Annotated in this window: 25 protein-coding genes; 18 read left to right on the forward strand and 7 right to left on the reverse strand. The window is 39.0% G+C overall.

What is annotated here, in order from left to right; all coding sequences use genetic code 11:
- Positions 1–24 precede the first annotated feature (24 nt).
- Entirely contained in the window at positions 25–702 is a 678-nt protein-coding gene (locus ACXITR_RS12700; protein WP_457997592.1) for an energy-coupling factor ABC transporter ATP-binding protein, read from the reverse strand.
- Positions 703–752: 50 nt separating this feature from the next.
- A complete protein-coding gene (locus ACXITR_RS12705; protein WP_457997593.1) occupies positions 753–1025 on the reverse strand; it encodes a hypothetical protein in 273 nt (90 codons plus the stop codon).
- A 288-nt stretch (positions 1026–1313) separates the two neighbouring features.
- Here ACXITR_RS12705 and psbD point away from each other — a divergent pair, with 288 nt between their 5' ends.
- On the forward strand, positions 1314–2372 hold the full coding sequence (gene psbD, locus ACXITR_RS12710; RefSeq protein WP_457997594.1) for a photosystem II D2 protein (photosystem q(a) protein): 1059 nt from the start codon (positions 1314–1316) through the stop codon (positions 2370–2372).
- A 139-nt stretch (positions 2373–2511) separates the two neighbouring features.
- Here the strand turns inward: psbD and ACXITR_RS12715 are convergent, their stop codons facing one another.
- Together ACXITR_RS12715 and ACXITR_RS12720 are read right to left on the reverse strand one after the other, a co-directional pair.
- Positions 2512–4638 carry a molybdopterin oxidoreductase family protein gene (locus tag ACXITR_RS12715; protein WP_457997595.1) on the reverse strand — a complete coding sequence of 709 codons (2127 nt, stop codon included), beginning with the start codon at positions 4636–4638 and terminating at the stop codon, positions 2512–2514.
- Between the two features lie 280 nt (positions 4639–4918).
- Positions 4919–5899, reverse strand: a complete 981-nt coding sequence (locus ACXITR_RS12720) for an ABC transporter ATP-binding protein (protein ID WP_457997596.1) — start codon at positions 5897–5899, stop codon at positions 4919–4921.
- Positions 5900–5985: 86 nt separating this feature from the next.
- Between ACXITR_RS12720 and ACXITR_RS12725 the strand changes: the two genes are divergently transcribed.
- The 7 genes from ACXITR_RS12725 to ACXITR_RS12755 all read left to right on the forward strand — a co-directional run bounded on the left by ACXITR_RS12725 (position 5986) and on the right by ACXITR_RS12755 (position 12890).
- Positions 5986–6720 (forward strand): DUF1995 family protein, encoded by a 735-nt coding sequence (locus tag ACXITR_RS12725; protein ID WP_457997597.1) that lies wholly within the window; start codon positions 5986–5988, stop codon positions 6718–6720.
- 208 nt (positions 6721–6928) lie between these two features.
- Positions 6929–7273, forward strand: coding sequence for a cation:proton antiporter subunit C (locus tag ACXITR_RS12730; protein ID WP_457997598.1), 345 nt, complete (start codon positions 6929–6931; stop codon positions 7271–7273).
- Positions 7270–8721: a cation:proton antiporter gene (locus ACXITR_RS12735; RefSeq protein WP_457997599.1), complete on the forward strand. Its 1452-nt coding sequence runs from the start codon at positions 7270–7272 to the stop codon at positions 8719–8721. Before ACXITR_RS12730 ends, ACXITR_RS12735 begins: the two co-directional genes overlap by 4 nt.
- Positions 8694–9116 (forward strand): cation:proton antiporter, encoded by a 423-nt coding sequence (locus tag ACXITR_RS12740; RefSeq protein WP_457997600.1) that lies wholly within the window; start codon positions 8694–8696, stop codon positions 9114–9116. Before ACXITR_RS12735 ends, ACXITR_RS12740 begins: the two co-directional genes overlap by 28 nt.
- An 86-nt stretch (positions 9117–9202) precedes the next feature.
- Entirely contained in the window at positions 9203–10654 is a 1452-nt protein-coding gene (locus ACXITR_RS12745) for a cation:proton antiporter (protein ID WP_457997601.1), read from the forward strand.
- Between the two features lie 36 nt (positions 10655–10690).
- Positions 10691–12319, forward strand: coding sequence for a dipeptide ABC transporter ATP-binding protein (locus tag ACXITR_RS12750; RefSeq protein ID WP_457997602.1), 1629 nt, complete (start codon positions 10691–10693; stop codon positions 12317–12319).
- 88 nt (positions 12320–12407) lie between these two features.
- A complete protein-coding gene (locus ACXITR_RS12755; RefSeq protein WP_457997603.1) occupies positions 12408–12890 on the forward strand; it encodes a hypothetical protein in 483 nt (160 codons plus the stop codon).
- A 6-nt stretch (positions 12891–12896) separates the two neighbouring features.
- On the opposite strand, the gene ACXITR_RS12760 is transcribed toward ACXITR_RS12755, so the two are convergent.
- Positions 12897–14591, reverse strand: coding sequence for a GldG family protein (locus tag ACXITR_RS12760; protein ID WP_457997604.1), 1695 nt, complete (start codon positions 14589–14591; stop codon positions 12897–12899).
- 169 nt (positions 14592–14760) lie between these two features.
- On the opposite strand from ACXITR_RS12760, the gene ACXITR_RS12765 reads away from it, so the two are divergent.
- On the forward strand, positions 14761–15927 hold the full coding sequence (locus ACXITR_RS12765) for a PP2C family protein-serine/threonine phosphatase (RefSeq protein WP_457997605.1): 1167 nt from the start codon (positions 14761–14763) through the stop codon (positions 15925–15927).
- Between the two features lie 214 nt (positions 15928–16141).
- A complete protein-coding gene (locus tag ACXITR_RS12770) occupies positions 16142–17023 on the forward strand; it encodes a tRNA (5-methylaminomethyl-2-thiouridine)(34)-methyltransferase MnmD (RefSeq protein WP_457997606.1) in 882 nt (293 codons plus the stop codon).
- Here ACXITR_RS12770 and ACXITR_RS12775 read toward each other — a convergent pair.
- Positions 16997–17248 carry a hypothetical protein gene (locus ACXITR_RS12775; protein WP_015221391.1) on the reverse strand — a complete coding sequence of 84 codons (252 nt, stop codon included), beginning with the start codon at positions 17246–17248 and terminating at the stop codon, positions 16997–16999. The two genes, ACXITR_RS12770 and ACXITR_RS12775, sit on opposite strands and share 27 nt — an antisense overlap.
- A gap of 7 nt (positions 17249–17255) precedes the next feature.
- Entirely contained in the window at positions 17256–19946 is a 2691-nt protein-coding gene (locus ACXITR_RS12780; RefSeq protein WP_457997607.1) for an ATP-binding protein, read from the reverse strand.
- Positions 19947–20274: 328 nt separating this feature from the next.
- Here ACXITR_RS12780 and ACXITR_RS12785 point away from each other — a divergent pair, with 328 nt between their 5' ends.
- The 8 genes from ACXITR_RS12785 (at position 20275) to atpA (ending at position 26640) form a co-directional block, all read left to right on the forward strand.
- Entirely contained in the window at positions 20275–21339 is a 1065-nt protein-coding gene (locus tag ACXITR_RS12785) for a YheT family hydrolase (RefSeq protein WP_457997608.1), read from the forward strand.
- A 113-nt stretch (positions 21340–21452) separates the two neighbouring features.
- Positions 21453–21929: an ATP synthase subunit I gene (locus tag ACXITR_RS12790; protein ID WP_457997609.1), complete on the forward strand. Its 477-nt coding sequence runs from the start codon at positions 21453–21455 to the stop codon at positions 21927–21929.
- Between the two features lie 58 nt (positions 21930–21987).
- The gene (gene atpB / locus ACXITR_RS12795) at positions 21988–22737 is read left to right on the forward strand and encodes a F0F1 ATP synthase subunit A (RefSeq protein WP_457997610.1); all 750 of its coding nucleotides are present in this window, start codon (positions 21988–21990) and stop codon (positions 22735–22737) included.
- 188 nt (positions 22738–22925) lie between these two features.
- Complete coding sequence (gene atpE / locus ACXITR_RS12800; RefSeq protein ID WP_069789574.1) at positions 22926–23165, forward strand: ATP synthase F0 subunit C; 240 nt, start codon at positions 22926–22928, stop codon at positions 23163–23165.
- 190 nt (positions 23166–23355) lie between these two features.
- Entirely contained in the window at positions 23356–23829 is a 474-nt protein-coding gene (locus ACXITR_RS12805; protein ID WP_457997641.1) for a F0F1 ATP synthase subunit B', read from the forward strand.
- Between the two features lie 98 nt (positions 23830–23927).
- Positions 23928–24452: a F0F1 ATP synthase subunit B gene (locus ACXITR_RS12810; RefSeq protein ID WP_457997611.1), complete on the forward strand. Its 525-nt coding sequence runs from the start codon at positions 23928–23930 to the stop codon at positions 24450–24452.
- A gap of 2 nt (positions 24453–24454) precedes the next feature.
- The gene (gene atpH / locus ACXITR_RS12815; protein ID WP_457997612.1) at positions 24455–25009 is read left to right on the forward strand and encodes an ATP synthase F1 subunit delta; all 555 of its coding nucleotides are present in this window, start codon (positions 24455–24457) and stop codon (positions 25007–25009) included.
- 119 nt (positions 25010–25128) lie between these two features.
- Positions 25129–26640 (forward strand): F0F1 ATP synthase subunit alpha, encoded by a 1512-nt coding sequence (atpA, locus tag ACXITR_RS12820; RefSeq protein WP_457997613.1) that lies wholly within the window; start codon positions 25129–25131, stop codon positions 26638–26640.
- Positions 26641–26698: the final 58 nt, after the last annotated feature.

Here is a 26698-nt window from a genome sequence, read left to right on the forward strand (position 1 = left end):
ATTATCTTTATTATTATTCTATCTTTAATGGTTGTTTTCATTTTTGATGGAGGGTAATAAGTCTTGGGGTTTCCCTTTTTTTACTACTCGTCCTTTTTCTAGCAAAAAGTAACCGTCGGCGTATTCTAACTCCTCAAGGCGGTGAGTCACCCATAGGGCGGTAATTCCTCTTTGTTTAACTATTTTTTGCACGAGGGCAACCAATTCTATTTGGGTATCGGGATCTAATAATGCGGTAGGTTCATCTAATAATAATACTTTACAGTGACGGGCGATCGCCCCTGCAATGGCAATTCTCTGTTTTTGTCCCCCAGATAGGGCATAAATGGGCCGTCTTTCTAAATCGAGGAGGTTAACGGCACTCAAGGCTTCCTTTACCCTTATCTTCACCTCTGGCAAGGTTAATTTTTCTTGCACCAATCCAAAGGCAATATCTGCGGCTACCGTGGGCATTACTAATTGATGATCTGGATTTTGAAATACGAACCCCAATGGGCTATCAATATCAATGTTTCCTTCATCGGGGGATAGGATACTGCCAATGAGTCTGAGGAGGGTGGATTTACCACAACCGTTATCCCCTAATAACATCCAAAATTCCCCTTCTGGCACGGACAAATCACAGCCATTTAATACGGGGGTTTGAGAATTCCAGCCAAAGTGAAGCTGTTTAACGCTAATACCAAAAGAAGGACTATTCAAAATTAATACGAGAAACAATGACTATGAAACCTAACACCATCCACCCTAATTTATTTTTCCTGTAACGCCGCAAAAAATCCAGGTACTTTTGCCCCTGCATTAGATCCATCTTTTTGGGAGATAATTACCCCAGTGATTTGATCACTTAAAATAGCCATTTTTTTATCTTCTTGCTTATCACAGGTTAGCTCGATAATTTCGGGAGTAGAGCTTTTAATTTTTGTCAAAATTTCTTGATAAAGAGCTTGAGCTTCACTTTCTTCCTTTTTTTGCACCGATATGGGCATGGGAATGTATCTCACGAGTAAATCAATGGTAAACATAGATGATAACTATTTAATCCTTATTTTTAACTTATTTTAACGCACATGGGTCTTTTTTTATGTCTTCGGGGCGATCGCACCTAGGGTTAAATTTTTATTACGAACCCTCTCATATTTTTATAATTTCTTAATAATAAACTTGTCAAAGGCGTGGGTTTTCATGTATGATGGTTATACAAAGAAACGTTAAGAAAAGTAAAGTTTTCTGAGAGGGTAGTTAAAAAAGCCCTAAATAAAGAAAGCATATATACTTCGTTTTAGAAATTATAAACATTCGGAGATCACTTTATGACAATTGCAGTTGGACGCGCGCCGGCGCAAAGAGGGTGGTTTGAAGCCCTCGACGACTGGCTCAAAAGAGATAGATTTGTATTCGTAGGTTGGTCTGGTATCCTCCTATTCCCTTGTGCTTATATGGCATTAGGTGGTTGGTTAACTGGTACTACCTTCGTAACCTCTTGGTACACCCACTGTTTAGCTAGTTCCTACTTAGAAGGTGCTAACTTCTTGACCGTAGCCGTATCTAGTCCTGCAGACGCTTTTGGTCACTCCATCCTATTCTTATGGGGACCTGAAGCCCAAGGAGACTTCACCCGCTGGTGTCAAATAGGTGGTTTATGGTCTTTTGTGGCATTACACGGAGCTTTCGGTTTAATCGGCTTTATGTTACGTCAGTTTGAGATCGCTCGTCTGGTCGGAATCCGTCCTTACAATGCGATCGCATTTTCTGGTCCTATCGCCGTATTCGTTAGTGTCTTCTTAATGTATCCCCTAGGACAGTCTAGCTGGTTCTTTGCTCCTTCCTTCGGAGTAGCTGGAATCTTCCGCTTTATCTTGTTCCTACAAGGATTCCACAACTGGACTCTTAACCCCTTCCACATGATGGGTGTAGCTGGTATTCTCGGTGGTGCGTTACTTTGTGCCATTCACGGTGCAACCGTAGAAAATACCCTATTCCAAGATGGTGAGCAAGCAAACACCTTCCGTGCATTTGAACCTACCCAAGCAGAAGAAACCTACTCCATGGTTACTGCTAACCGTTACTGGTCTCAAATCTTCGGTATTGCTTTCTCCAACAAACGTTGGTTACACTTCTTCATGTTGTTTGTACCCGTAACTGGTTTATGGATGAGTTCCATTGGTATCGTTGGTTTAGCATTCAACCTTCGTGCCTATGACTTCGTATCTCAAGAGTTGAGAGCGGCAGAAGACCCTGAATTTGAAACCTTCTACACCAAAAACATTCTTTTGAATGAAGGTTTACGTGCATGGATGGCTCCTCAAGACCAACCTCACCAAAGATTTGAATTCCCTGAAGAAGTATTACCTCGTGGTAACGCTCTCTAAGGATAGATTGATAATCGTCTAAATTCAAGTAAGTCCCCTACGGGGGGCTTATTTTTTTGTTTTAATTACGATAAATTTTGGTAATGGGCTTAAGCCAATTGTTAGTGCGATTAGTTTACTTTCATGTACAGATTCAGTATTAAACTTTAACTATATTCACCGCACAGGCTTTTAACTCAGGTTGCTTTGAAATAGGACAGGCTACGGGATGACTAAGGCTATTGGCTTCGGTATTTTCTCCCCACAAAAAACCCCAGTGCATTGGTACAAAAAGAGTACGAGGGGCGATCGCCCTTGTCACCAAAGCCTTAAAAATAGCCTTACCCCGTAAAGAATTAATCGCCACCATATCCCCCGACTCAATGCCATATTTGTTTGCATCCTTGGGATGAATTTCCAACAAAGGCTCAGGGTGCATCTTATTAATTTTGGCAATTCTACCCGTGCGCGTCATGGTGTGCCAATGACCATAAAGCCTCCCGATGGTTAAAATAAAAGGATAATCAGGGTTAGGAGGTTCGGCTAATCCCCTACTATGCACCGCAATAAACTGTGCTTTTTGGTTGGGGGTATGGAACTTTAGATCAGTGTAAAGCCTTCTGCCATATTTATCCTCAGGATTCTTACCTTCAGGAAAAGGCCATTGGATGGGGGCTTGGGCTAACAAATCATGGCTCAACCCCGACATATCACAGGGGCGATTTTTAGTTAAAGACACAAACTCATCATATACCTGAGCCGAATTTTCAAAAGTAAAATACTCCCCAAAACCTAGTCTTTTTCCCACCTCCGCAAAAATTTCCCAGTCAGCTTTCGCTTCCCCCACGGTTTTAGTAAAAGCAGGGCAATAAGTCACCACTCGTTCAGAATTGGTCATAGTTCCCGTTTTTTCGCTCCATTGGGCAGCAGGAAGCACTAAATGGGCATAGTAAGCGGTTTCCGTAGGAAAATAGGCATCTTGATATACCGTAAAAGGGGAATTAAGCAGGGCTTTTTTTGTCCTCTCCAAGTCTGGCATACTCACCACGGGGTTAGTGGCGGCCACCCAATAAAATTGAACTTCCCCAGTTTCTAAGCCCATGATAGCTTCCCATGCGGTTTTACCCACTTCGGGGGCAATGGAGTTTTCTGGGAGATGCCATAATTGTTCTACTTCTTTTCGATGCTCAGGATTACTCACAAAACGATAACCCGGGAGAATATGGGCTAAACCCCCCGCTTCTCTGCCGCCCATGGCGTTGGGTTGCCCCGTGAGGGAAAAAGGGCCACATCCTTCTTTACCTAGGGTGCCTGTCATGAGGTGGAGGTTAATGAGGGTGCGAATTTTGGCAGTACCTTCGGAGGATTGATTTAAACCCATGGACCACATGGAAATAACCCGATTTGACTGCGCCCAATAGGTGGCGGCGGTGACTAAGTCGGCTTCAGTAATGCCACAGGTAGGGGCTACTTTTTCGGGGGGATAATCTTTAATAATTTCTTGGTAATCGGCAAAGTTATCCGTGTATTGGTGGATAAAATCTAGGTCAATTTTGCCCCATTTTTGCAGTAGGTGGGCAATACCGTTAAATAAATCAATGTCAGTGCCGGGTTGAATAGCTAAATGGAGATCGGCAGCTTGGGCGGTGGCTGTAGTGCGAGGATCTATGACTACCATCTTTACATGGTCATTTTTCTTGTGATATGCCCTTAAACGGTTAAATACGATGGGATGACAGTCGGCGGTATTAGTTCCCACTAAAAAGGCACAGTCGGTATTTTCTAAGTCACCATAGGTACAAGGGGGGCCATCTGCCCCAAAACTGCCCACATATCCTGAAACGGCGGAAGACATACAGAGCCTAGAGTTAGCGTCAAAGTTGTTTGTGCCTAGGCATCCTTTAAAGAGTTTTTGGGCGATATAATAATCTTCGGTTTGAAATTGCCCTGAGCCGTACATACAGATACCGTCAACCCCTATGGTATCTTTTACTTTGTTGATTTGATTAACTATTTTCTCGAAGGCTTCTTCCCACGATATACGCTGAAATTCTTGGTCTAGGGTTTCTCGCCAGAGGGGATATTCTAAACGACTTTCTTTGATGGCTTCCCCCACCGTAGCCCCTTTGACACATACTTTCCCTAAACTGGAGGGGTGAGTGCGATCGCCCATAACCTTCCCTACCACCATGGATTTTTGCTCAGAAACCGATTCGGGGGGATTAATTATTTCTAAACCACAACCGACACCGCAATAAGGACAAACTGTCTTTACTTTCTCACTCATAATCTGACAATGACAAAGGGATACCCATTTTATATCACTCTCATCCTGTCATTTCTGCTTGGGATTAAAGGTATTTTCTGATACTTTTTTTCAAAATCTATGTATTTTTAGTATTTGGGATATACGATTAGTACATCAAGGATAATTGACGATGGATAGTGGATAAGTCAATTGCTCCTCATCTTGACCAGAAAATTGTATCCCAAATTCAACTTGCATAATTTAGATCATGGGGATTTATTATCCATTCTCAATTCTCAATTATCAATTCCTCTCCCGCCTACTGACTGGAAGTAATGCCCCTTTCTTCTAATTGACGGATAAAATAATCTTCGAGGGAATCACGGACAAGATTTATACTAACTAACTCCCCTTGGGTGGTGGCAAGGTGATTGATAAACTCTTGGGGATTGGCTTTTAATTCTCCTCGGAAGATATGATTTTCTTGGGTGATATTGGTTAACCATCCCTCCATTTCTTCTATGTCACAGTTTTTGACGGTGGCGTGGTAGGTTTCTTGGGTGCCTAAAATATCGTCTAATGAGCCAATATTTAACAATTCGCCTCGGGCAAGGATGGCAATGCGATCGCAAATTTTCTCTACATCGGCTAATACATGGGAGTTAAAAAAGATGGTTTTTCCTTGCTCTTTGAGGGATAATATAATTTGTCGTACCTGATAACGCCCCATAGGATCTAATCCTGACATGGGTTCATCAAAAAAGACAATTTCAGGATCATTTATGAGGGCTTGTGCCATACCTACCCTTTGCATCATCCCTTTGGAATACTGCCTTAGTTGTTTCTTTTGGGCGGTTTGTTTGGCTAAACCCACCAAGTCTAATAACTCTAAAATACGCTTATTTTGCTCGTGTTTAGGAATTTGGAATAGGGAAGCGATGAAGTGTAAAAATTCCCATGCGGTTAAAAAATCATAGTAATAAGCATTTTCGGGAAGATAACCCAATCTTTGTTTTACACTATTATCCCCTAGGGGTTTACCGAGTAACTTTGCCCTCCCGGAAGTGGGCTTGATGATGCCTAAAAGGGTTTTGAGGAGGGTAGTTTTTCCTGCCCCATTGGGCCCTAGTAAGCCGAATGTTTCCCCCTGATAAACTTGGAGGGTGCAGTTTTTGAGGGAGGGTACTTTTTTATTGAGCCAAAATCCTGTAAGGTAAATTTTTGAGAGTTCGTAGGTTTCAACCACTACGGTTTTATCGGTGCTTATATCTTCGGTGGTGGAATTTGTGGTGGAGGTCATTTTCTGTATGGCAGTTATCAGTTTAAGATGAGAATAGATAAACAGAAACTTGTCAGTATTTATTATAACTCTAAATATTATTTAATATGACTCAAATTCCTCAATCTCTCGAAAGTGCGATCGCCCAGGCACACACAGCCACCCTCACGGCATTAGAAAACGGTTTTAATCGTCTTCAGGTAGAATTAATCATCCCCGAAATTGCCCTCAAATCCCAAGAATTAGCCTTTGCTTTTGCCCAGTTATTTAGTGAATATGGGGCAGGGTTAAAAGTCTTTTTCCCCGATACAGGGGCTGCTGCCTTGGCTAAAAGGGAATGGGGGGAAACTACCTTCGTGGTGTCGGATTTGGGTAGTAGTAGAAACCCCGTGGAAAATAAAGTTAGTGATACCGATGAATTTTATTTAGTCATTTCCCCTAGTGCGGTGGAAGTAGCACAGGTAGAAAAATTATGTAACCTAGCGGGCGATCGCCCTGTAATCCTTATCATACCTCAGTTAGAAGATGTTTCTATCGTCGGCATTGGCTACGCTGCCCGACAACTAAGGGAAAGATTTTTAAGCACCCTAGAATCAAGTTACTATTATCGCCCCCTTGATGAAGCCGTGGTAATCAGAACTTTTCCTGGATTATGGCAAGTATGGAGGGAATTAGAAGGTAATAAATTTGAACTAATCACCGAAGTACCCCAAAAGCCCCTAGGAGAAGTATTAGATCGAATTTTGATGGGAAATCAAGAAGAGGAAGAGACTAGCGTAAAATCAGCTTCCCTTGGATTGTTTGCCACTATGAAAAATTTCCTCAAAGCATTGAATAACTAGGCATTGCTGACGTTAGATATGATTTCTCGTTTCGGTGGGCAATGGTAATAACATCTCAAATACTGATTTATTCACATAATTCAGTCGTACTCTATACCATAATCAAGCAATGCAAATAATGAATAATAGAACAATTCATACATAAAACACTATCGAAAACCATTAAACGATATACTATAAACTATAGTCATTAATAATAAATTAAACTGTGTTAGAAGCATTTATTTTAATAACGATTCTCTGCGGTTTCTTTGGCACAATTTTCAAGAAGAATTTGGTCATGAAAATCGTATCCATGGATGTTATGAGTACGGGGGTAGTTGCCTATTATGTGTGGGTAGCATCACGGACGGGAGTTTTTACCCCTATTCTGGTGGGGCAGATAGATAATGATACCATCCAATATGCCGACCCTGTACCTCAAGCCGTAATTTTAACCGCCATTGTCATCGGTTTTTCTATCCAAGCCTTAATGTTAGTGGGGGTAATGAAACTTGGAAAAAATAACCCCACCCTAGAAAGTAGTGAAATCGAAAAAAATAATACCCCATGACAAATTTAACGATTATCGCCATACTTCTTCCTTTATTTGCTGGATTTTTGGTCTATTTAATCAATAAAATAGATAGAGTATTTTGTTTTCTAACAGTTTCTTTTTCTGCTTTTTATGCAAGTTATATTCTTCTTAACGAAATAGATACACCCATACAGTTATTAGATAATTTTGGGGTACAACTATTAATAAATAACCTCAGTGGCTACTTTATTTTAACCAATGCCTTTGTAACGGGGGCAGTAATTTTATACTCTTGGCAAACCGAGAAAAAAACCTTTTTTTATACCCAACTTATTATCCTGCATGGCAGTATGAATGCCCTGTTTATCAGTGCAGACTTTCTCAGTGTTTATGTCGCCCTTGAGGTAGTAGCCATATCTGCTTTCTTACTGATGGCATATCCCCGCACCGACAACACCCTTTGGGTAGGAATTCGTTATCTATTCATCAGCAATATAGCCATGTTATTTTATCTCATGGGAACTATATTAGTTTATAAAAGTAATCAATCCTTTGCCTTTGAAGGGTTAATCCATAGCCCCCCCGAAGCCGTTGCCCTAATTTTCCTCGGTTTATTTACCAAAGGGGGAGTTTTTGTCTCAGGATTATGGTTGCCCTTAACTCAGTCAGAGTCAGAAAGCTCTGTGTCTGCTATGCTGGCGGGGGTAGTGGAAAAAGCAGGTATTTTTCCTTTGTTGCGTTGTACCATGATTATGGGGGAGTTTGAGACTCTTATTCATATCGTAGGAATTGCCACAGCTTTTTTTGGTATTATCTACGCTCTATTTTCCCAAGATACTAAAAGAATATTAGCATCTAGTACCATTTCCCAATTTGGATGGATTTTAGTTGCCCCAGAAGTGGGAGGATATTATGCCCTTGCCCACGGGTTGGCGAAGGCTAATTTATTTATGGTGGTTGGTGCATTACCCAGTCGCAGTATTCAAGTATTACAACAGAGGGCCATGAGTACGAGGTTATGGTTAACTTTAGTGGTGGGTAGTTTATCTATTTGTGGGTTTCCTTTGTTTTATGGTTTTGCGGCTAAAACCCTTGTTATCAATAGTCTTTCTTCCACTGAACAATTATGGATGAACATTAGTGCGGTGGGTACGGCTATGATTTATGCTAAGTTTATCTTTCTACCTAGTGATGGCATAGATAGGGTTAAATCAAATTTATGGTGGGGGGTAATACCTTTAATGGTGGCTATTTTTGGGGCTAATTTTTTATATCTTCCTGCCTATAGTCTCCTCAATATTTTAAAGGCTTTGGGTTTAAGTGCGATCGGTTTTGCACTGCATCTTTTAGTTTTCAAAAAAATGGTTTTCACTTTATCCCGATATTTTGAAGAATTAGAACAGATTATAGGGATAATGATTTTAATGTTAGTTGTATTATTTTGGATGGTAATATCATGGTCCCCAGTATCCTTTTTCGCTTAGTGCTTTGGTTTTTATTAACCGCTGATTTTGGTATTGCTAATGTCATCATTGGTATATTAGTGGCAATGCTTTTGCCTCCGTATAATATTTTTAGTAACACAAAAGTAACTACTTCTAAGGAAAAAATAAAAGAGTTATTAACAATTTTTAAACATATTATTATTGCTGTTCCTCAAGCCTATATAGAGTCCATTGATTTGATTCTACATCCCCATCGTCATGAGGAAATTGTGAGGGAAGCGGTGGAGCCTAATCGTTCAAAGTTACTTATTTTTCTTGATACTTATGTAATTACTTTTACTCCTAAAGCGGTAGTGGTGAAATACAACCATAGAGGGTGGTATGAGGTTCATTATGTAAGAAGGAAAGCTCTTGATAAGGTAATGGATAATTGATAAATCATAAAAACTGCTATATTTATCTTTATCTCATTTTTCTAATCTCACCTTAGAAAGTAGCGAAATATCAAAAATAATACTCGATGACCAATTTAACCATTGTTGTAATTCTACTCCCTTTATTTGCTGGATTTCTTATTTATTTAATTAAAAAAATAGATAGAATATTTTGCTTATTGACAACTTTATTCTCGGCATTTTATGCTGTTTTTATTTTAGTAAATGATATTAATTTTTCGATAAAATTATTGGATAATTTTGGAGTAGAACTATTAATAAATAACTTAAGTGGCTATTTTATTTTAACTAATGCCCTTGTGACGGGAGCAGTAATTTTATATTGTTGGCAAACAGAGAAAACCACTTTTTTTTATACCCAACTTATTATCCTGCACGGTAGTATGAATGCTTTATTTATCAGTGCAGATTTTCTAAGTGTTTATGTTGCCCTAGAAGTTGTAGGTATTGCTGCTTTTTTATTGGTAGCATATCCCCGTACAGATCGTAGTATTTGGGTTGGGTTGCGTTATCTTTTTACTAGCAATATAGCCATGTTGTTTTATCTCATGGGAACTATATTGGTATATAAAAGTAATCAATCTTTTGCCTTTGAAGGTTTGATAAATAGCCCCCCAGAAGCTATTGCCCTCATTTTTTTGGGTTTACTAACTAAGGGAGGAATTTTTATCTCAGGTTTGTGGTTACCCCTTACCCATGCGGAGTCTGAAAGCCCTGTGTCGGCTATTTTATCGGGGGTAGTGGTAAAGGCGGGAATTTTTCCGCTGTTGCAGTGTGCCATGATAATGGATGAGTTTAATAATCTTCTCCATGGGGTGGGTATTGCCACGGCATTTTTCGGTATTATTTATGCTTTCTTTTCCCAAGATACCAAAAGAATATTGGCTTCTAGTACGGTTTCGCAATTGGGGTGGATTTTAGTTGCCCCAGAAGTGGGGGGATATTATGCCCTTGCCCACGGATTGGCGAAGGCTAATTTATTTATGGTAAGTGGGGTGTTACCTAGTCGCAGTATTCAAGAGTTACAAGATAGGGCAATGAGTACGAGGTTATGGTTAACTTTAGTGGTGGGTAGTTTATCTATTTGTGGATTTCCTCTGTTTTATGGTTTTGCCGCTAAAACCCTTGCTCTCAAAAGTCTTTCTTCGACGGAGGAGTTGTTGATGAATATTAGTGCGGTGGGTACGGCTATGATTTACGCTAAGTTTATCTTTTTACCTAGTGATGGCATAGATAGGGTTAAGTCAAATGTGTGGTGGGGGGTTATACCGTTGATGGTGGCTATTTTTGGGGCTAATTTTTTATATCTAGGGGCTTATACTCCCCTCAGTATTTTAAAAGCCTTGGGGCTAAATGCGATCGGTTTTGCCCTTCATCTTGTTATGTTTAAGAAAATGGTTTTCACCCTATCCAGATATTTTGAGGAGTTAGAACAAATTATAGGGGTAATGATTTTAATGTTAGTGGTACTATTCTGGATGGTGGTATCTTTATCTCCAGTATCTTTTTTTGTTTAAGACAGTTTATTAATAAAAATATGGCTTCTCTGTGTTATGAATGACTCTCTTTTGTCCATTAATAATTTAAAAATTGCCTATGAAACTAATTATCAGAATGTTGATGGTGAAATCAATTGGGCGGTGGATGATGTTTCTTTTTGGGTAGGTAAGGGGGAAGTTTTGGCTTTGGTGGGGGAGTCGGGTTGTGGGAAATCCACCATTGGCAGGGCTATCATGGGATTGTTACCGTCTGGGACAAGGATTGAAGGGGATATTATTTTTCAAGGGAAATCTATTACTTCTTATAATCCTTTAGAGATGCGCAGATTTCGAGGGGAGGCGGTAGGGTTAGTGTTTCAAGATCCTATGACTAGATTAAACCCTTTGATGACTATTGGGGAACATTGTCGGGAAACTCTTAAAGCCCATCGCCCTGATTTATCTTCTCGGGAAATACAGGAGAGGGTTTTTAATACTTTGGAGTTGGTAAAAATACCAAAAAAGCGTTTTAGTCAATATCCCCATGAGTTTAGCGGTGGTATGCGTCAGCGAGTGGCGATCGCCCTTACCCTTGTACTACAACCGAAATTAATTATAGCGGATGAACCTACCACTAGCCTTGATGTTACCATTGCTAACCAAATTTTGAGAGAATTAACGACCCTTTGTAAAGAGCAAGAAATGGGTTTGATTTTGATTTCCCATGACTTAAATATGGTAGGAAAATATGGCGATCGCCTTGGGGTAATGTATCAAGGAAAGATGGTGGAAACTGGCATGGTACAAGATGTTATGAATCAACCTAGCCATGACTATAGTAAGATTTTGCTGAATTCTACTCTACATAATCAAGAAAAAAAAGAGTATTATTTAGATAAAGAAAAAGAGAAAAAAATAACTATTTTAGAATTAAAAAATTTAGACAAATACTATAGCTTAGAAGCAAATTTCCTTGAACAATTGTTAGGCAAAAAAACAGAAACCATTAAAGCCGTTGATAACATAAATTTACAACTATATGAAGGAGAAATTTTTGGTTTAGTGGGGGAATCTGGATGTGGTAAAAGTACCCTTTCTCGGACAATTTTACAACTAATTAAACCCACTTCAGGGCAGGTATTTTTTAAAGAAAAAGACATCAGTATATTATCTCCCCAATCAATGATTAATGTGCGTCGGGAAATCCAGATGATTTTTCAAGATCCCCATGCCTGTTTAAACCCCCTCATGACCGTGGGAGATGCCATCGCAGAGCCTTTGTTTATCCACAAATTAGGCAGTAAAACTGAAATCAGGTCAAAAGTGACCCAAATGTTAAATAAAGTAGGTCTATGCCCCCCAGAAGACTATTTGAAGCGTTATCCCAAAGAACTATCAGGGGGTCAACAACAGCGAGTGGCGATCGCACGGGCATTAATTACCAATCCAAAATTAGTGATATGTGATGAGCCTGTGAGTATGCTTGATGCCACGGTACAAGCTCAAGTATTGCAACTAATGTTAGATTTGAAAGAAGAATTTAAACTCACCTATCTTTTCATTACCCATGATTTGAGTGTAGCTCGGTATATGTGCGATCGTATCGCAGTAATGAATCAGGGACAAATTGTGGAGCAAAACATCACCGAAAAAATTTTTACTAACCCTCAACATTCCTATACAGCCCAATTAATTAATAGCTAAGGTGAATTGATGATTAAATTCCTTAATCCATTGATTGCTAAGAGGATGTCAGTATAATGAGAGTGGGAAAGAAAAACCAATCAAAATCATGAATTTAGACCAACAATTTGACAATTTAATTAATCAAGCTCCAAAATTTGGTGTACCAGCCCCCATTATGCAATATGGTGTTGTACCCGTTTTAAAAGTATATGCTCAACAATTAAGCCATCAAAAGTATTACCTTAGACAAACCCTCGAAAATAATTTAGTCCTTACCGTATTAGGAAAACAAGACAATCCAGAAGTAGAAAAAAAAGTGGTGTATGCTTTCCCCACCGTAGAAGATGCGGTACAGTTTGCCGATAGTGAAATAGATAAACTAGAGATAGTCGCCCAAGAAATTAGCATTGGTGAGATTCTTTTTCAAATGTTTACCCTACGAGAGGTAGATAGTATCATTTTCCTTGACACCCCCCAAGACTATCGTCAAAGCAAAGAAATTTACTGCGATAAATTACAACAGGCGATTCAGGAAAACCTAAAAATGCTGCTAGACGCAAATAAATCGCCCAACAGCACCATTGCCTAATTAAATTTAACGGCTTCTTTTCCACCAGATAAAAATAGCCGTGCCAAACCCAAGCCCCGGAATAATCAGGAGGGCTAACCAACCGATTAAGTTGACATGGAAACTTTCAATATTTAATCGTCGATTACTAGGTAGTCTGGGGCTAATGGAAAGGCTTGATTCATCCGCACCAGATAACCAAGCGATGGAGTTAAACCAAACATCACTGTTAAGTTGTTGAGAAAACCAGCCATTGGTGGCAAAGGTGGAATTACCCATCACTACCATTCTTGTTTCTGGGGGCAACTCAGGCATATTATTTTCTTGAATTGGTACAGGGGTTGGCTCATTAATGGAAGGGGGTTGGGGTAAATCTCCTTGGGAGAAATCATCCTCTGGGGGTATGGGGCTTTCTTCGATTTCTTCGGGGGTTTCTTCTATTTCTTGGGGGGTTTCTATTTCCTCCGATGGGGCTTCAGGATTTTCCCTTAATAAAGCAACTCCCACATTTAAAGGACCGGGGAGGTCTTCTTCTGGGTTAAACTCGATGGTATCTTGGGTTAAGTCACTTTCTGCCCATGTTTGAGGATTGGTGAGTAGGAGAGGGGTAGGGGTAATATTTTCTTCTTCTGTGGTTAAGATAGCCCTAGCAAAGGGAAAAATACTAATACCATTATCAAAATTACGGGTTATGGGGTGGTTGCCATAATCGACCACAAAGGTAACAGAAGGGCCTAAACCAAATACATCTCCAGTGCCTGAGCCATCTACGATTAAGCCATCGTGGAGGACTACCCCCCATTGGGCAAATAGGCGATTTAAACTTGATGGGGCTTGGGCATCATACATTACCAATAGACTACCACCATTATTAACAAATCTTTCGATCGCCCTTACTTCCCCTTCTAATAGTTCCCTTGTACCACTACTAACAATCAATACATCGGCGTTAGGAGGCACTAGGGGCGTGGTGGTAAGGTTTAAACCTTGCACGACATAACCCCTCTCATTAAGACTATTGGCTGCCTGAGAAAAACTATTTTCCCCCTCCTCTAGGGTCGGTTCTCCATGACCTTGTAAGATATATACCATAGGTTGCTCCGTGCGTTGGATAGTGGCGATCGCATTTGTAAGAGCAATTTCCGTTAACCGAGCATTGGGAGAAACCGTTTGTACCAACTGCCGTTGCCCTCCTTTTTCGATATAAACATCTCCCCTTCTTTGCACCCCAAACTCTTGGGCTAAACTAAATCTTACCTGTGGATCTACAAACTCAAATTCAAATAAACTATTATTACGTTGATAATCTTCCAATAAAGTGCGATCGTTAGGATTAGCAGGACTATCAAAGACATATACCTTCAAAGGCTCATCCAAATTACTCACCAACTCCCGAGACTGAGGAGAAAGGGTAAAAAGCTGATTTTCAGTCAAATCAACCCGCCAAGAGTAATTAATTCCAAGGTAAGTAATTACCGCTAAAATAAGAATAACAGACCCCGTAGAAATTAAAGCATTAGTACCCGCCTCCGTCGAGCGCATTCCCCAAAAACCTTGATTTTGATAAAGAGAAAAAACTAATACTCCCCCTAATACCAAAACCCCCACCAAAGAAAAAATAAAACCCACCACCGAATCAGTTTCCGACAAAAAACTAATGATGATACCCGCAGACAGGAAAAAAACACCAGCAAATAAAAAATATAACTTAAACTTTCTCATAAAAAAATATTAGATAAACCAAAACTAACCATAATCCATCAACAACTATATACGCTACTCTTAATAAGTAACAATTGGTTATCCTATTAATTATTGACCAGAAAAATTGGTTTTTAGACTTAGCAACTAAAGATCAGCATTACACAAAAATCATGTAAAACATCCCACAATGGCTCACATTCTCATCATAGACGATGATCGAACAATTCAAATCCTTCTCACCAGAACCTTAAAAAAAAGTGGTTATGAAGTCAGTATCGCTTCCGACGGCATAACAGGATTAGAATTAGCCGAAAAAATTAAACCCGCCCTCATCATCTCCGATTGGCTAATGCCAAAATTAGGAGGTTTGGATGTTTGTCGGCAAGTAAAACAAAACCCAGCCCTTGCCACCACCTTCTTTATCCTCATCACCTCAAAAATATCCGTAGATGATAGAGTTCAAGGATTAGACGCAGGGGCAGACGACTTTATTTGCAAACCCATCGACTTACAAGAGTTAAAAGCCAGAGTCAGGGCAGGGTTAAGACTACATCAACTAAGTCAAGACTTACAGAAACAAAAACAACTTTTAGAAAAACAGAAAAAACTACTAGAAAAGCAAAAGCATCAATTAGAAACCGAATTATCAGAAGCAGCCGACTATGTCAGCGTAGTATTACCCGAATCCTTGCACCATGAAAAAATAGATATAGATTTTCGTTTTATTCCTTCCCGTCAACTAGGGGGAGATATTTTTGACTATTTCTTTTTAGATGAAGAAAACTTAGTTTTTTATTTATTAGATGTTTCTGGTCATGGTTTAGGGGCAGCACTTCCCTCCATTTCAACCTTTAATTTACTGCGTTACGGCAATCTAGGAAAAGTTAATTATAAAGAACCGAATCAAGTTTTATTTAGTCTTAATAATTTTTTTCAAATGAGTAATAAAAATGATAAATATTTAACTATTTGGTATGGTATATATAATCTTAATACTAAAAAATTAACCTTTTCAAGTGCAGGACATCCCCCCGGTATTTATGTTTATCGAGATAATTCAAGTAAATCTCAAATTTTAAAGTTAAAAACCCCCGGATTACCCATCGGAATGTTTCCTAACGTAAACTATGATAATAGTAGTTATGAAATAGAGTCGCCCTCAACTTTATATATTTTTAGTGATGGAATTTATGAAATTATTGGACCAGATCAACAGATGTGGGGAATCGATAATTTTAGTGATATTTTAGAGAAAGAATCAGATTTAGATAAAATTTTAGACCACGCAAAAATACATAATAATAGTAATTACTTTTCTGATGATTTATCCATTATGAAAATACAGTTTAACTAGAATAATATTATAAAATAGGGGTTGCTGATTTGAGGTATGGATTCTTATAGAAAGGTATATTAATAAAACCAATAATAGCCTTATACCCATTGCCAAAAATAATAAAAAAAAGTATAGTTTATATATTGGACTTGGTATTATTTTGATTTTTTAAGCAAGTTAAAATATTCACAAATTATTCTATTTATTACAATTTAGCGATCCCAAATGAGTCATGGAATATTTAGAAAAAAGAATAACAGAAGATGGCTCCCATACCTTTTATTCTCAAGAATTTAACGAAACATTTCATAGTAAATATGGAGCTAAACAAGAATCAGAAATAACCTACATTAAGGGTTGTAATATTAAAGAAAAAATCGCTAAAAAAAATCATCTAAAAGTGATCGATCTTTGTTATGGTTTGGGTTATAATAGCGCTTCATTATTAGAAGTTTACGGAGAAAATACCTATGATTGTTTCCTCGATATTGTTGCCCTAGAGTTAGATATAAACGTTCCTCAAGAGGCCATTAAACAAAATTTACTATGTTTTTATCCTCCGAGTGTCAGGGAAAATTTAGCTACCGTAGCAAATACTAAAAAACTAGCTAAAAATAACTTAAGTATAGAATTAATTATCGGTGATGCAAGGGAAACAGTAAGAAAACTATTAAAAGAAAACTTTAAAGCCGATGCAATTTTTTTCGATCCCTTTTCTCCTCCTAAATGTCCTCAATTATGGACGGTGGATTTTTTTGAACTAATATCTCAATGTTTAGCCGATGATGGTATTTTAGCCACCTATTCTTGCTCGGCAAGTGTGCGAAAAGCGATGATGTTAGTGGGTTTAAACATAGGTAGAAATTATACCGTGGGAAGGCGATCGCCCGGTACCCTAGCCACAAAAAATAATGTAATACCCTTAGAACCCTTATCAAATATGGAATTAGAGCATCTCGAAACCCGTGCCTCTACCCCCTACCGAGATCCTAGTTTAACGGATACAGCCACCGCTATCATTGAACGTAGAGAAAAAGAGCAATTATCATCGGATTTGAAACCTACCAGCCAATGGAAAAAAAAATGGCTAAATTTCACCCATTCTTTTGAGTAGATGGGCAAGTAACATTAACCCCGCATTACCTACCGTTAAGATAATGACACCCACAACCCCCATCATCCAATCATCCCGAAAAACAGCAATTACCAAAATGAGGAGAGCCGTTTTAGTAGAAATACTGGCAACCGCTAACATTTTTTGCCATACGTTTTCATCTCGCCATGACTGATACATGGGAATTATGAGGGCGGCAATCATGGATAAGATAATAATGTTCATAGGGCTTTTAAAATATCAAACTATTGGCAAATCTAGTCAGGGCTTGTTGCACATCCCCAGAGCGAATGGGCTTACTTACAAAATCATTCATTCCTACATTAAAACATTTTTCTCGATCTTCTGCTAGGGCGGATGCCGTCATGGCAACTATCCATGGCTGTTTTATTTGGTTACCCAAGGCTCTTATTTTGGTGGTGGCATTTAAACCGTCAAGGTTAGGCATCTGTAAGTCCATGAATACGATGTCATAGGAATTTTCTCTCACCGCCGTTAGGGCTTGTAAACCGTCATAGACAATATCTAATTTATCCCCTAAGTAACCTAATTTTTGGAACATCAAACGGGCTACTTTATAATTTACGGGGGTGTCTTCTACTAATAAAATTTTGATAGGTAGGGAGGATATTTTTGAGTTTTGTGGCTCTCTATTTTTATCTTGATTTATGAGATTTGATGAACTTATTTCCTCCGAAGATAGGGCAAGTAATTTGAGGGTAAGATAAAAGGTTGAACCAATGTTAAATTGTGTTTGAAAGGTTATTTTTCCCCCCATTAAGTGGGCTAATTTTTGGCTGATGACTAAACCTAATCCTGTGCCACCATATTTGCGGGTATTGGTGCCGTCTATCTGGGAAAAAGGTTTGAAAAGCATCTCACGATTTTCTGGGGCAATGCCGATGCCTGTATCTTTGATGGCAATTTGAATTACATGGAAACCATCGGGGCAAAGACGGGCTTCTGTGGTTATTTGAACTTCTCCTTCTGGGGTGAATTTTATACCGTTACTAACGAGGTTGAGTATTATTTGCTTTATTCTGTTGGCATCCCCCATAAAGTGGGAGGGAATGGAGTCATTTTTAATGTAGGTAAGTTTGATTTGTTTACTAAGGGCATTACCCCTCATTAGTTTTAATACCTCGTCGATACATTGATGGAGGTTGAAGGGATTATTTTCTAGTTCAATTTTATCGGCTTCTATTTTTGATAAGTCTAAAATATCGTTGATAATTGTCAGCAGTAAGTTGCTACTTTGATTAATGGTACTTACGTAGTCTTTTTGTGCTACATTAAGGGAAGTCTTAGCCAGTAAGTCTGCCATGCCCATAATTCCATTCATGGGGGTACGAATTTCATGGCTCATGGTGGCTAGAAAAGCACTTTTGGCTCGGTTGGCGGTTTCTGCTTCTTTTCGGGCTTCTTCTAGGGCTTTATTTTTTAGCTCTAATTGTTCTTTTTGTTGTTTTTCTTGTTGTAATAGTTTAGCCTGGGCGATCGCAATGCCTAACTGAGAAGCAATATTTTCCAATAACTGTTGTTCTGTATCAGTCCATTGACGATGGCAACCACACTGATGTAAACCAATGATACCATTAGCTTGACCAAAGTAAGAAGTACGCACCGCCATCATCGATTTTAATTTAATGGCAGCACACATAGTCTGCATGGGTTGAAGTAATTCATCTTGAAATACATCGTTACTCACCACCACTTTATCCTGACTTAATACTTTTTCTACATGGGGATTACGGGAATTTTGCTTTTCTGGGATAATATTATATTTACTCATAGACTCGATGCCAGAGGCTAAATATTCAGCCACGGGGGTAACGGGGGGAAAATAATCACCATCATAGGTTAGGATATGACAACGATCTACATTAAAGGCTTCTCCTATGGTTTGGGCAGCCCTTTGAAATAGCTCATGATAATCAATGGTTTGTCGAATGGACTTGACTATCTTGTTTAGTAGTGTTTCCTGTTGAAACTTTTGCTCTAACAATTTTTGAGACTCTTGGCGCTCGACTTCATAGCCTATCCATTGAGCCATTAACTTTAACAGTTGTTGGGAATTCTCCGTTATTTCATGGTCAGACTTTTCATCGAAGGAGAAAAAGCACAAAGTACCGTAGGTTTTACCTGATACTTCTATTCTTGAACCAATGTAGCTTTGAATATTCCAAAAGGTATGCCCCGGATGATTTTTATAGCTTGAATTAGCTAAGGATTCAATGACTAAAGGTTCTTGTTGTTGTAAACAAATAAAGCATAATGATTGCTCTTTGTCCATGTACAAGGGTAATTGCACCACTTCACCATTTCTTTTTTCCCTCTGAAATTTGATGATTTGAATACATTGCTCTTCTCCACGGGTTAAGACAGCCATTTCGAGATCAAAGAATTTTCTTCCTAGATTAAAAATCCCCTCTAGTTTCTCGTCAAAAGTTAGGTCAGATGAGGCGGTTACTTGATACAAACTCCGCATAGCATACTCTTGGGCTTTGAGCATGGTTTGAGTTTTTTTGTTTTCGGTAATGTCTCGACAAATTCCGATTAAAATGCCATTTTCAATGAAGGATAAAGACATTTGTTTCCAAATTTTACTACCATTTTTGTGATAGGAAACTTCTTCTCCTCTCCAATATTTATTCTCTTTACAAATCGATAGGATTTCTTTTTCTATCCTTTGTCCATCCTCTAGGGGATAAAAATCTTGCCATTTTTTGCCTAATAATTCTTCTTCTTTATAGCCTGAAATTTCTGTATAGGCTTGATTAACGTATATGTAGTGATTATCTTTAAATATCACCACTCCATCAATTATGTTATCTAGGATTAGTTTTTGGTAATCTGATAATATTTGATTCTTTTGCGTATTTTCTCTTAGGTATAATTCACTAAGTGTTCGAGAATCTATCATGGCATTTAAGAATTATCGGAGAGACCTAAATATACTACTTTATATTATCTTATTTTTTCAAATTAGGCTCTTTTTTTATCTAGGGGCGATCGCCCTTATAATTAATATTTAGTAACCTGATTTAACATAAAATCACCAAGAATCATTGAACTATCACCCAATCCTTGAACCATAGAAAAGAAAGAGAAATAGTAGCATAGGATAAACCATTGAACTGATCATTAATATCTCAATAAAAAAAATAAACTATTAACCACCGTTGGTAATTAATAAATAAAATTTTAAATGTATTTCAACATACAAAATCAATAATCTTTTCACGAAATAAATGATCAAACAAAACTATGACTATAAACCTCCTTTATATCTTAGAAATGGGATAATTCAAACCCTATACATTGCCAAAATAATGAATAAAAAATGGCAAAAATATCTAAATTTAGCACCCTTACCGTACCAAGAAAAGATATATCATGGCATGGATGACACTCCCCTTTATGCCCTCACCGCCATTCCTCCTCAAGCCAAAGGAACTATCATTGCCACCTACGGTATTACAGGAAGCCTAGAAAATCAATGGTATTTAGAAATACTTGCTAGAAAAGCCTATTATCAAGGCTACGCCATTATCATCTTTGACTGGAGAGCCCATGGCAAAAGTTTACCTCTATCCCCTGCCCTGCCCTCCGATGGCATTTTTGAAGGACAAGATTTTTTGCACATTGCGTCCCAAGCTAAAAAAGAAGGTTTCCCTAGCAAATTTTGGTTTACGGGATATTCTTTAGGGGGGCAACTAGCCCTCTGGGCAATATTTTATGGCTCATCTTTATCCGATAAGTTGAAAAATTCGGGTTTAACGGAGGACGATATTGGCGGTTGTGGGGTAATTTGTCCTAGTATTAATGCGGAAAAATCCCTTACCTATTTAGAAAATCATCCGATTAAAAAACATTTGGATAAAGCCATCACTGAAAATCTCAAAGAATTAATAACTAACCTCCATCAGTACCATCCCCAACATATTGATTTAGGAATTTTGTCATCAATTCATAGCATTCGCACCGTGGATGAATATTTAGTTATTCCCTCCCTAGGCTTTAAGACTGTCCTTGACTATTACTACGCCAGTAGTCCTTTTCGGATTTTGTCGAAGATTAAAAAACCTACTTTGATTATCTATGCAGAAGATGACCCCATGTTTTGCCCCACCATCATTCCTGATTTGCAGAGGGAAGTTAGTAGTAATCCTCACTTGAATTTAATATTAACTAACTATGGTGGTCATGTAGGGTATGTTAACTCGAAACAAGGACAAAAAATTAATGGGGATGAGGATATTTGGTGGGCATGGAATAGATTTTTTGATTGGCTTAGTTTAACAATGGATAATTAATTATTACACTTTTGCTTTTTACCCATTTATTCATTTCTGCCCTCGTGCCATGGTAAGATAAAAGCTAGTTTTAGTTGCTGTTGTGTGGCTAAAATCATGGTAAATATAAGCAAGTGCGATCGCCCCTAGTGACTACCTCAGAAACCTCCACTAACAAAGAAAATCTGGAAACTCTTATTCCTCCAACAGAACCAGAACCAGAACCAGAAAATAAAAAAGACGAGTACATGGCAGAATATTATCAACTGAAATATAATATTTTCCTCGCCACCCTCGCCATCGGGCTATCCTGCTTCGCCCTCGTGTGGGTATTTTACTCCCTAAATACAGGACTAAACTATCTCCTAGGAGCCTGTGTAGGTCTAGTCTATATCAACCTGTTAGCCAGAGAAGTGGAAAAGGTAGGCAACGGCAAAAGAAGCATCGGCTCAACCCGTCTAGCACTCTTCGCTGGATTAATGATCATTGCCATCCAACGACCGCAACTAGAAGTGATACCTATTTTTTTAGGTTTCATGACATATAAAGCCTCTATTCTGCTTACGGTTTTGCCCAGTAGTTTACTCAGTGGCAAAAATAAATCAGAGTAAAGGGTTAATTTTATGGTAAATTGTCTGAGATTCCTACAATCAGGGAAAATCTTGCTTAATGGAACTAACAAATATAATCAATCTAAATAATCGCTTACTAGCGGCCATCGAAGTAGGAGAACACTTTTACTGGGAAATTGGTAAATATAAAGTCCACGGACAAGTATTTATCGTATCCTGGTTCGTCATCGGTGTTCTACTCATCGCCTCCATCGCCGCTACCAGAAACGTTCAAAGAATACCCAGCGGATTCCAAAACTTTATGGAATACGTTCTCGATTTTTTACGCAATCTCACCAAAGATCAAATTGGCGAAAAAGAATATCGTCCATGGGTTCCCTTCATCGGTACTCTATTTTTATTCATCTTCGTTTCCAACTGGTCTGGGGCTTTGATTCCTTGGAAATTAATCGAAATCCCCGAAGGAGAATTATCAGCGCCCACCGTGGATATTAACACCACCGTAGCCTTTGCCCTCCTAACCTCCCTCGCCTACTTCTATGCAGGGATTAGTAAAAAAGGTTTACGTTATTTCGCTGACTATGCCCAACCTTCTCCCATTATGGTACCCTTTAGGGCGATCGAAGACTTCACCCGGCCCTTATCCCTAAGTTTCCGTCTATTCGGAAACATCCTAGCCGATGAATTAGCCGTAGGTGTATTAGTCCTACTCGTACCCCTAATTGTACCCTTACCCCTAATGGCCCTAGGACTATTTACCAGCGCCATCCAAGCACTAATTTTCGCCACCCTAGCAGGTTCCTACATCGGAGAAGCCCTAGAAGTTCACGGCGAAGAACATGACTAAGAGCAAAAAATAAACCTCCTAGTCACTAGCATAAAAAACCAAAATATAGTTAAATACATTTTGGGCTTAAATAAATTGCCATAGTGTGATTAACTAACATAGGGAACAGATTTATATAATCCAATCCCCACACGAAAAACTAAAAATTCTTGTTGTACTAATTTAATTAAAGAAAAAAAGGAAAAATTATGAGCGTAGAAGCAGCATCAGTAATCGCAGCAGCCTTAGCCGTAGGTTTAGCAGCCATTGGACCTGGACTTGGTCAAGGTAACGCCGCAGGACAAGCCGTAGAAGGTATTGCTCGTCAGCCTGAAGCAGAAGGCAAAATCCGTGGAACTTTACTTCTCAGTTTAGCATTCATGGAAGCACTAACCATCTACGGTCTAGTTGTAGCATTAGTATTATTATTCGCCAATCCTTTCGCTTAAATCCTTTAGATTACATCTAAATCTAAAATAAACCAAAGGACAAAATAGGTTTTAGGTTTTAGGTATCTCTCAGTGTGAGCGAATGCCTAAACACCTAAGAACCAAAAAATATCAATTGCAGTAATACTTTTAAGGATAATTGCATATTGAACAAAAGAACCAGTAAATTCTGCCCCAAAGTCAAATGATGATGACACAATGGATTTTATTTGCGGCGGAAACCGCAGAAGGGGGTTTATTTGATATTGACGCTACCCTGCCCCTTATGGCAGTACAGTTTTTACTATTAGCAACGATATTAAATGCCCTATTTTATAAACCTTTAGGAAAAGCAATTGACGAAAGAGCAGGATATGTTCAAGGTCAATTAAACAGTGCCAAAGAGCAAAAACAAAAATCCTTAGCCCTCGTTCAACAGTATGAACAGGAATTAAAGGAAGTCCGCAAACAATCTCAAGAAATTATTGCGAGTGCCGAAGCTGAAGCTCAAAAAATAGTCTCTGAAAAAAGCCAACAAGCTCAGCAAGAAGTTATTGCCGAGCGTCAAAAAGCATCAGAGCAAATTGAAGTGGAAAGAAAAGAAGCCATGACAGCTTTAGAGCAAGAAGTTCAAGCCCTCACCAAGCAAATCGTAGAGAAAGTGTTAGGACCTGAGTTTGCTTAAGTAGCTCCATAATCAGGGCATGGAGAAGGGATTTTTCTCGTTCTCTCCCCCTCAAAAAAACATAAAATAAACACGCCTAGTTTAAACAAAAAATAATTATGTTGACTTTATTCTATCTAGCCACTGAATCAGCAGAGGGCGGATTTGGTTTAAGTTCAGACATTCTAGGCTCTAACCTAATTAACTTAATTATTGTAATTGGTTTATTAGTAGTATATGGTGGTAAATTCATCGGCAACTTACTCGAACAAAGACGTAATAAAATTGCCCAAGAAATTCAAGAAGCAGAACAACAAGCTGCTGATGCCGCCAAAGCTCTAGCCGAAGGACAGAAAAACTTAAACGAAGCTCAAGAAAGAGCGAAAAACATTCTCTCTGATGCCCAAACCACCGCTGGTAAAGTTAGAGAAGAAATTTTGGCTCAAGGACAAAAAGATATAGAAAGAATGAACGCTACTGCGGTGCAAGAGCTAGACTCTGAAAGAGCTAAAGTAGTAAATGAGTTAAGAAGAACTATTGCTGTCTTAGCCCTTGAGAAAGCAGAGCAGCAATTAAAAGAAACCCTGACTGATGAAGTTCAAGGAAAAATCATTAGTCGTGCCGTTGAGCAATTAGGAGGTTAAAAATGCAAAGTGCTATTACCGCAGAAGTAGTAGAACCCTATGCCGAGGCCTTAATGTCCTTAGCCAAAGAAAAAAATATTGCCGATACTATCGGTGACGATGTGCGCTCTTTAGCAACATTGCTGAGGGAGTCCGCAGAGTTAAAAGCGGTCTTTGCCAGTCCTATGATTAAGGCAGACCAGAAAAAATCCGTTATTAAAAATATTGCTGGTGAGCAGATTAATCCTTTTTTGCTCAATTTTTTATTATTGTTAGTGGACAAAGGTAGAATTAGCTTCATTGAAGGTGTTTTAGCCAAATATTTAGAAATTCTACGCAAACTTAACAATGTCGTCCTCGCTGAAATTACTTCCGCTGTGAAGTTATATGATGGGGAATCAGAAAAATTGATCGAAAAGGTTAAAACTCTTACGGGTGCTAGTGCTGTGGAGTTGGAAACGAAAGTTGATCCTGACATCATTGGTGGTGTGATTATCAAAGTTGGCTCTCAGGTTTATGATGCTAGTTTAAGGGGACAATTACGCCGTATCACATTGGGAATGCTTGGTTCAAACTAGGTTATCTCCATGGTAACAATTGTTGATGAGCATATTTAAGGTATGCCCTAGCCATAATCAAAATAAAATTAATAACTGACAATCAATTTGTTACATATAAGTAGCTCTAAGAAAAAGATATGATTAACATTAGACCAGACGAAATTGCTAATATTATTCGCCAACAGATTGAATCCTATGATGAACAGGTTCAAGTTTCCAATGTTGGTACTGTATTACAGGTAGGAGACGGTATTGCTCGTGTTTATGGCTTGGATAAAGTCATGGCGGGGGAATTGGTAGAGTTTGAAGATGGTACCGTGGGTATCGCCCTTAACCTTGAACAGGATAACGTTGGGGTGGTATTGATGGGGGATGGTTTAGACATCCAAGAAGGTAGTAATGTAAAAGCTACTGGTAAAATCGCTCAAATCCCTGTGGGTGATGCTTTAGTGGGCCGGGTTTTAGATGCTTTGGCTCGTCCTATTGATGGTAAGGGAGATCCTGAAAGTACCGAAACTCGCTTGATTGAATCTGCTGCCCCTGGGATTGTAGATCGTAAGTCCGTATGTGAGCCTATGCAAACTGGGATTACTGCTATCGATGCGATGATTCCTGTGGGTCGTGGACAGCGTGAACTTATCATTGGTGACCGTCAAACGGGTAAAACTGCGATCGCCGTTGACACCATCATTAACCAAAAAGAAGAAGATGTAATCTGTGTCTATGTGGCAGTAGGACAAAAAGCCTCTACCGTTGCTAACGTAGTGGAAACCCTCAAAAGAAAAGGTGCATTAGACTATACCGTAGTCGTAGCGGCTAACGCCAACGATCCTGCAACCCTACAGTATCTTGCTCCCTACACTGGAGCGGCCATTGCTGAATACTTCATGTATAAAGGTAAAGCTACCCTAATTATCTACGATGACTTGACCAAACAGGCTCAGGCCTACCGTCAAATGTCCTTGTTATTACGTCGTCCCCCCGGCCGTGAGGCTTACCCCGGAGACGTATTCTATCTCCACTCCCGTTTATTAGAAAGAGCCGCTAAATTAAGCGACGAATTAGGTGGCGGAAGCATGACTGCTTTACCCATCATCGAAACCCAAGCAGGGGACGTATCCGCTTACATTCCCACCAACGTAATCTCCATTACCGACGGTCAAATTTTTCTATCTTCCGACTTGTTTAACTCTGGTTTCCGCCCCGCAATCAACGCAGGTATTTCCGTATCCCGTGTAGGTTCAGCCGCTCAAACCAAAGCCATGAAGCAGGTTGCGGGTAAACTAAAATTAGAACTAGCTCAGTTTGCCGAACTAGAAGCATTTTCTCAGTTTGCCTCTGACTTAGACGCTGCTACCCAAGCTCAACTCGCAAAAGGTCAAAGATTACGTCAATTGCTCAAACAATCTGAAAACTCTCCTTTGGCTGTATGGGAACAAGTTGCTCAGGTTTATAGCGGTATTAACGGTTTGTTAGATGACATTGCTGTGGACAAAGTAACCGAGTTTGTTCTTACCCTCAGACAGTACATCAAAAATAACAAGCCTAAATTCATCGAAATTATCAATAATGATAAAAAATTAACTGATGAAGCCGAAGCTCTCTTAAAAGAAGCTATCACTGAAGCAAAACAGGCTTTCTCTGCTTAATTGAAATAATGGCGGTGGGCATTGCCCACCCTACTACATCCTAAGTAGTATATTTTTT

Source organism: Cyanobacterium sp., assembly GCF_054166785.1.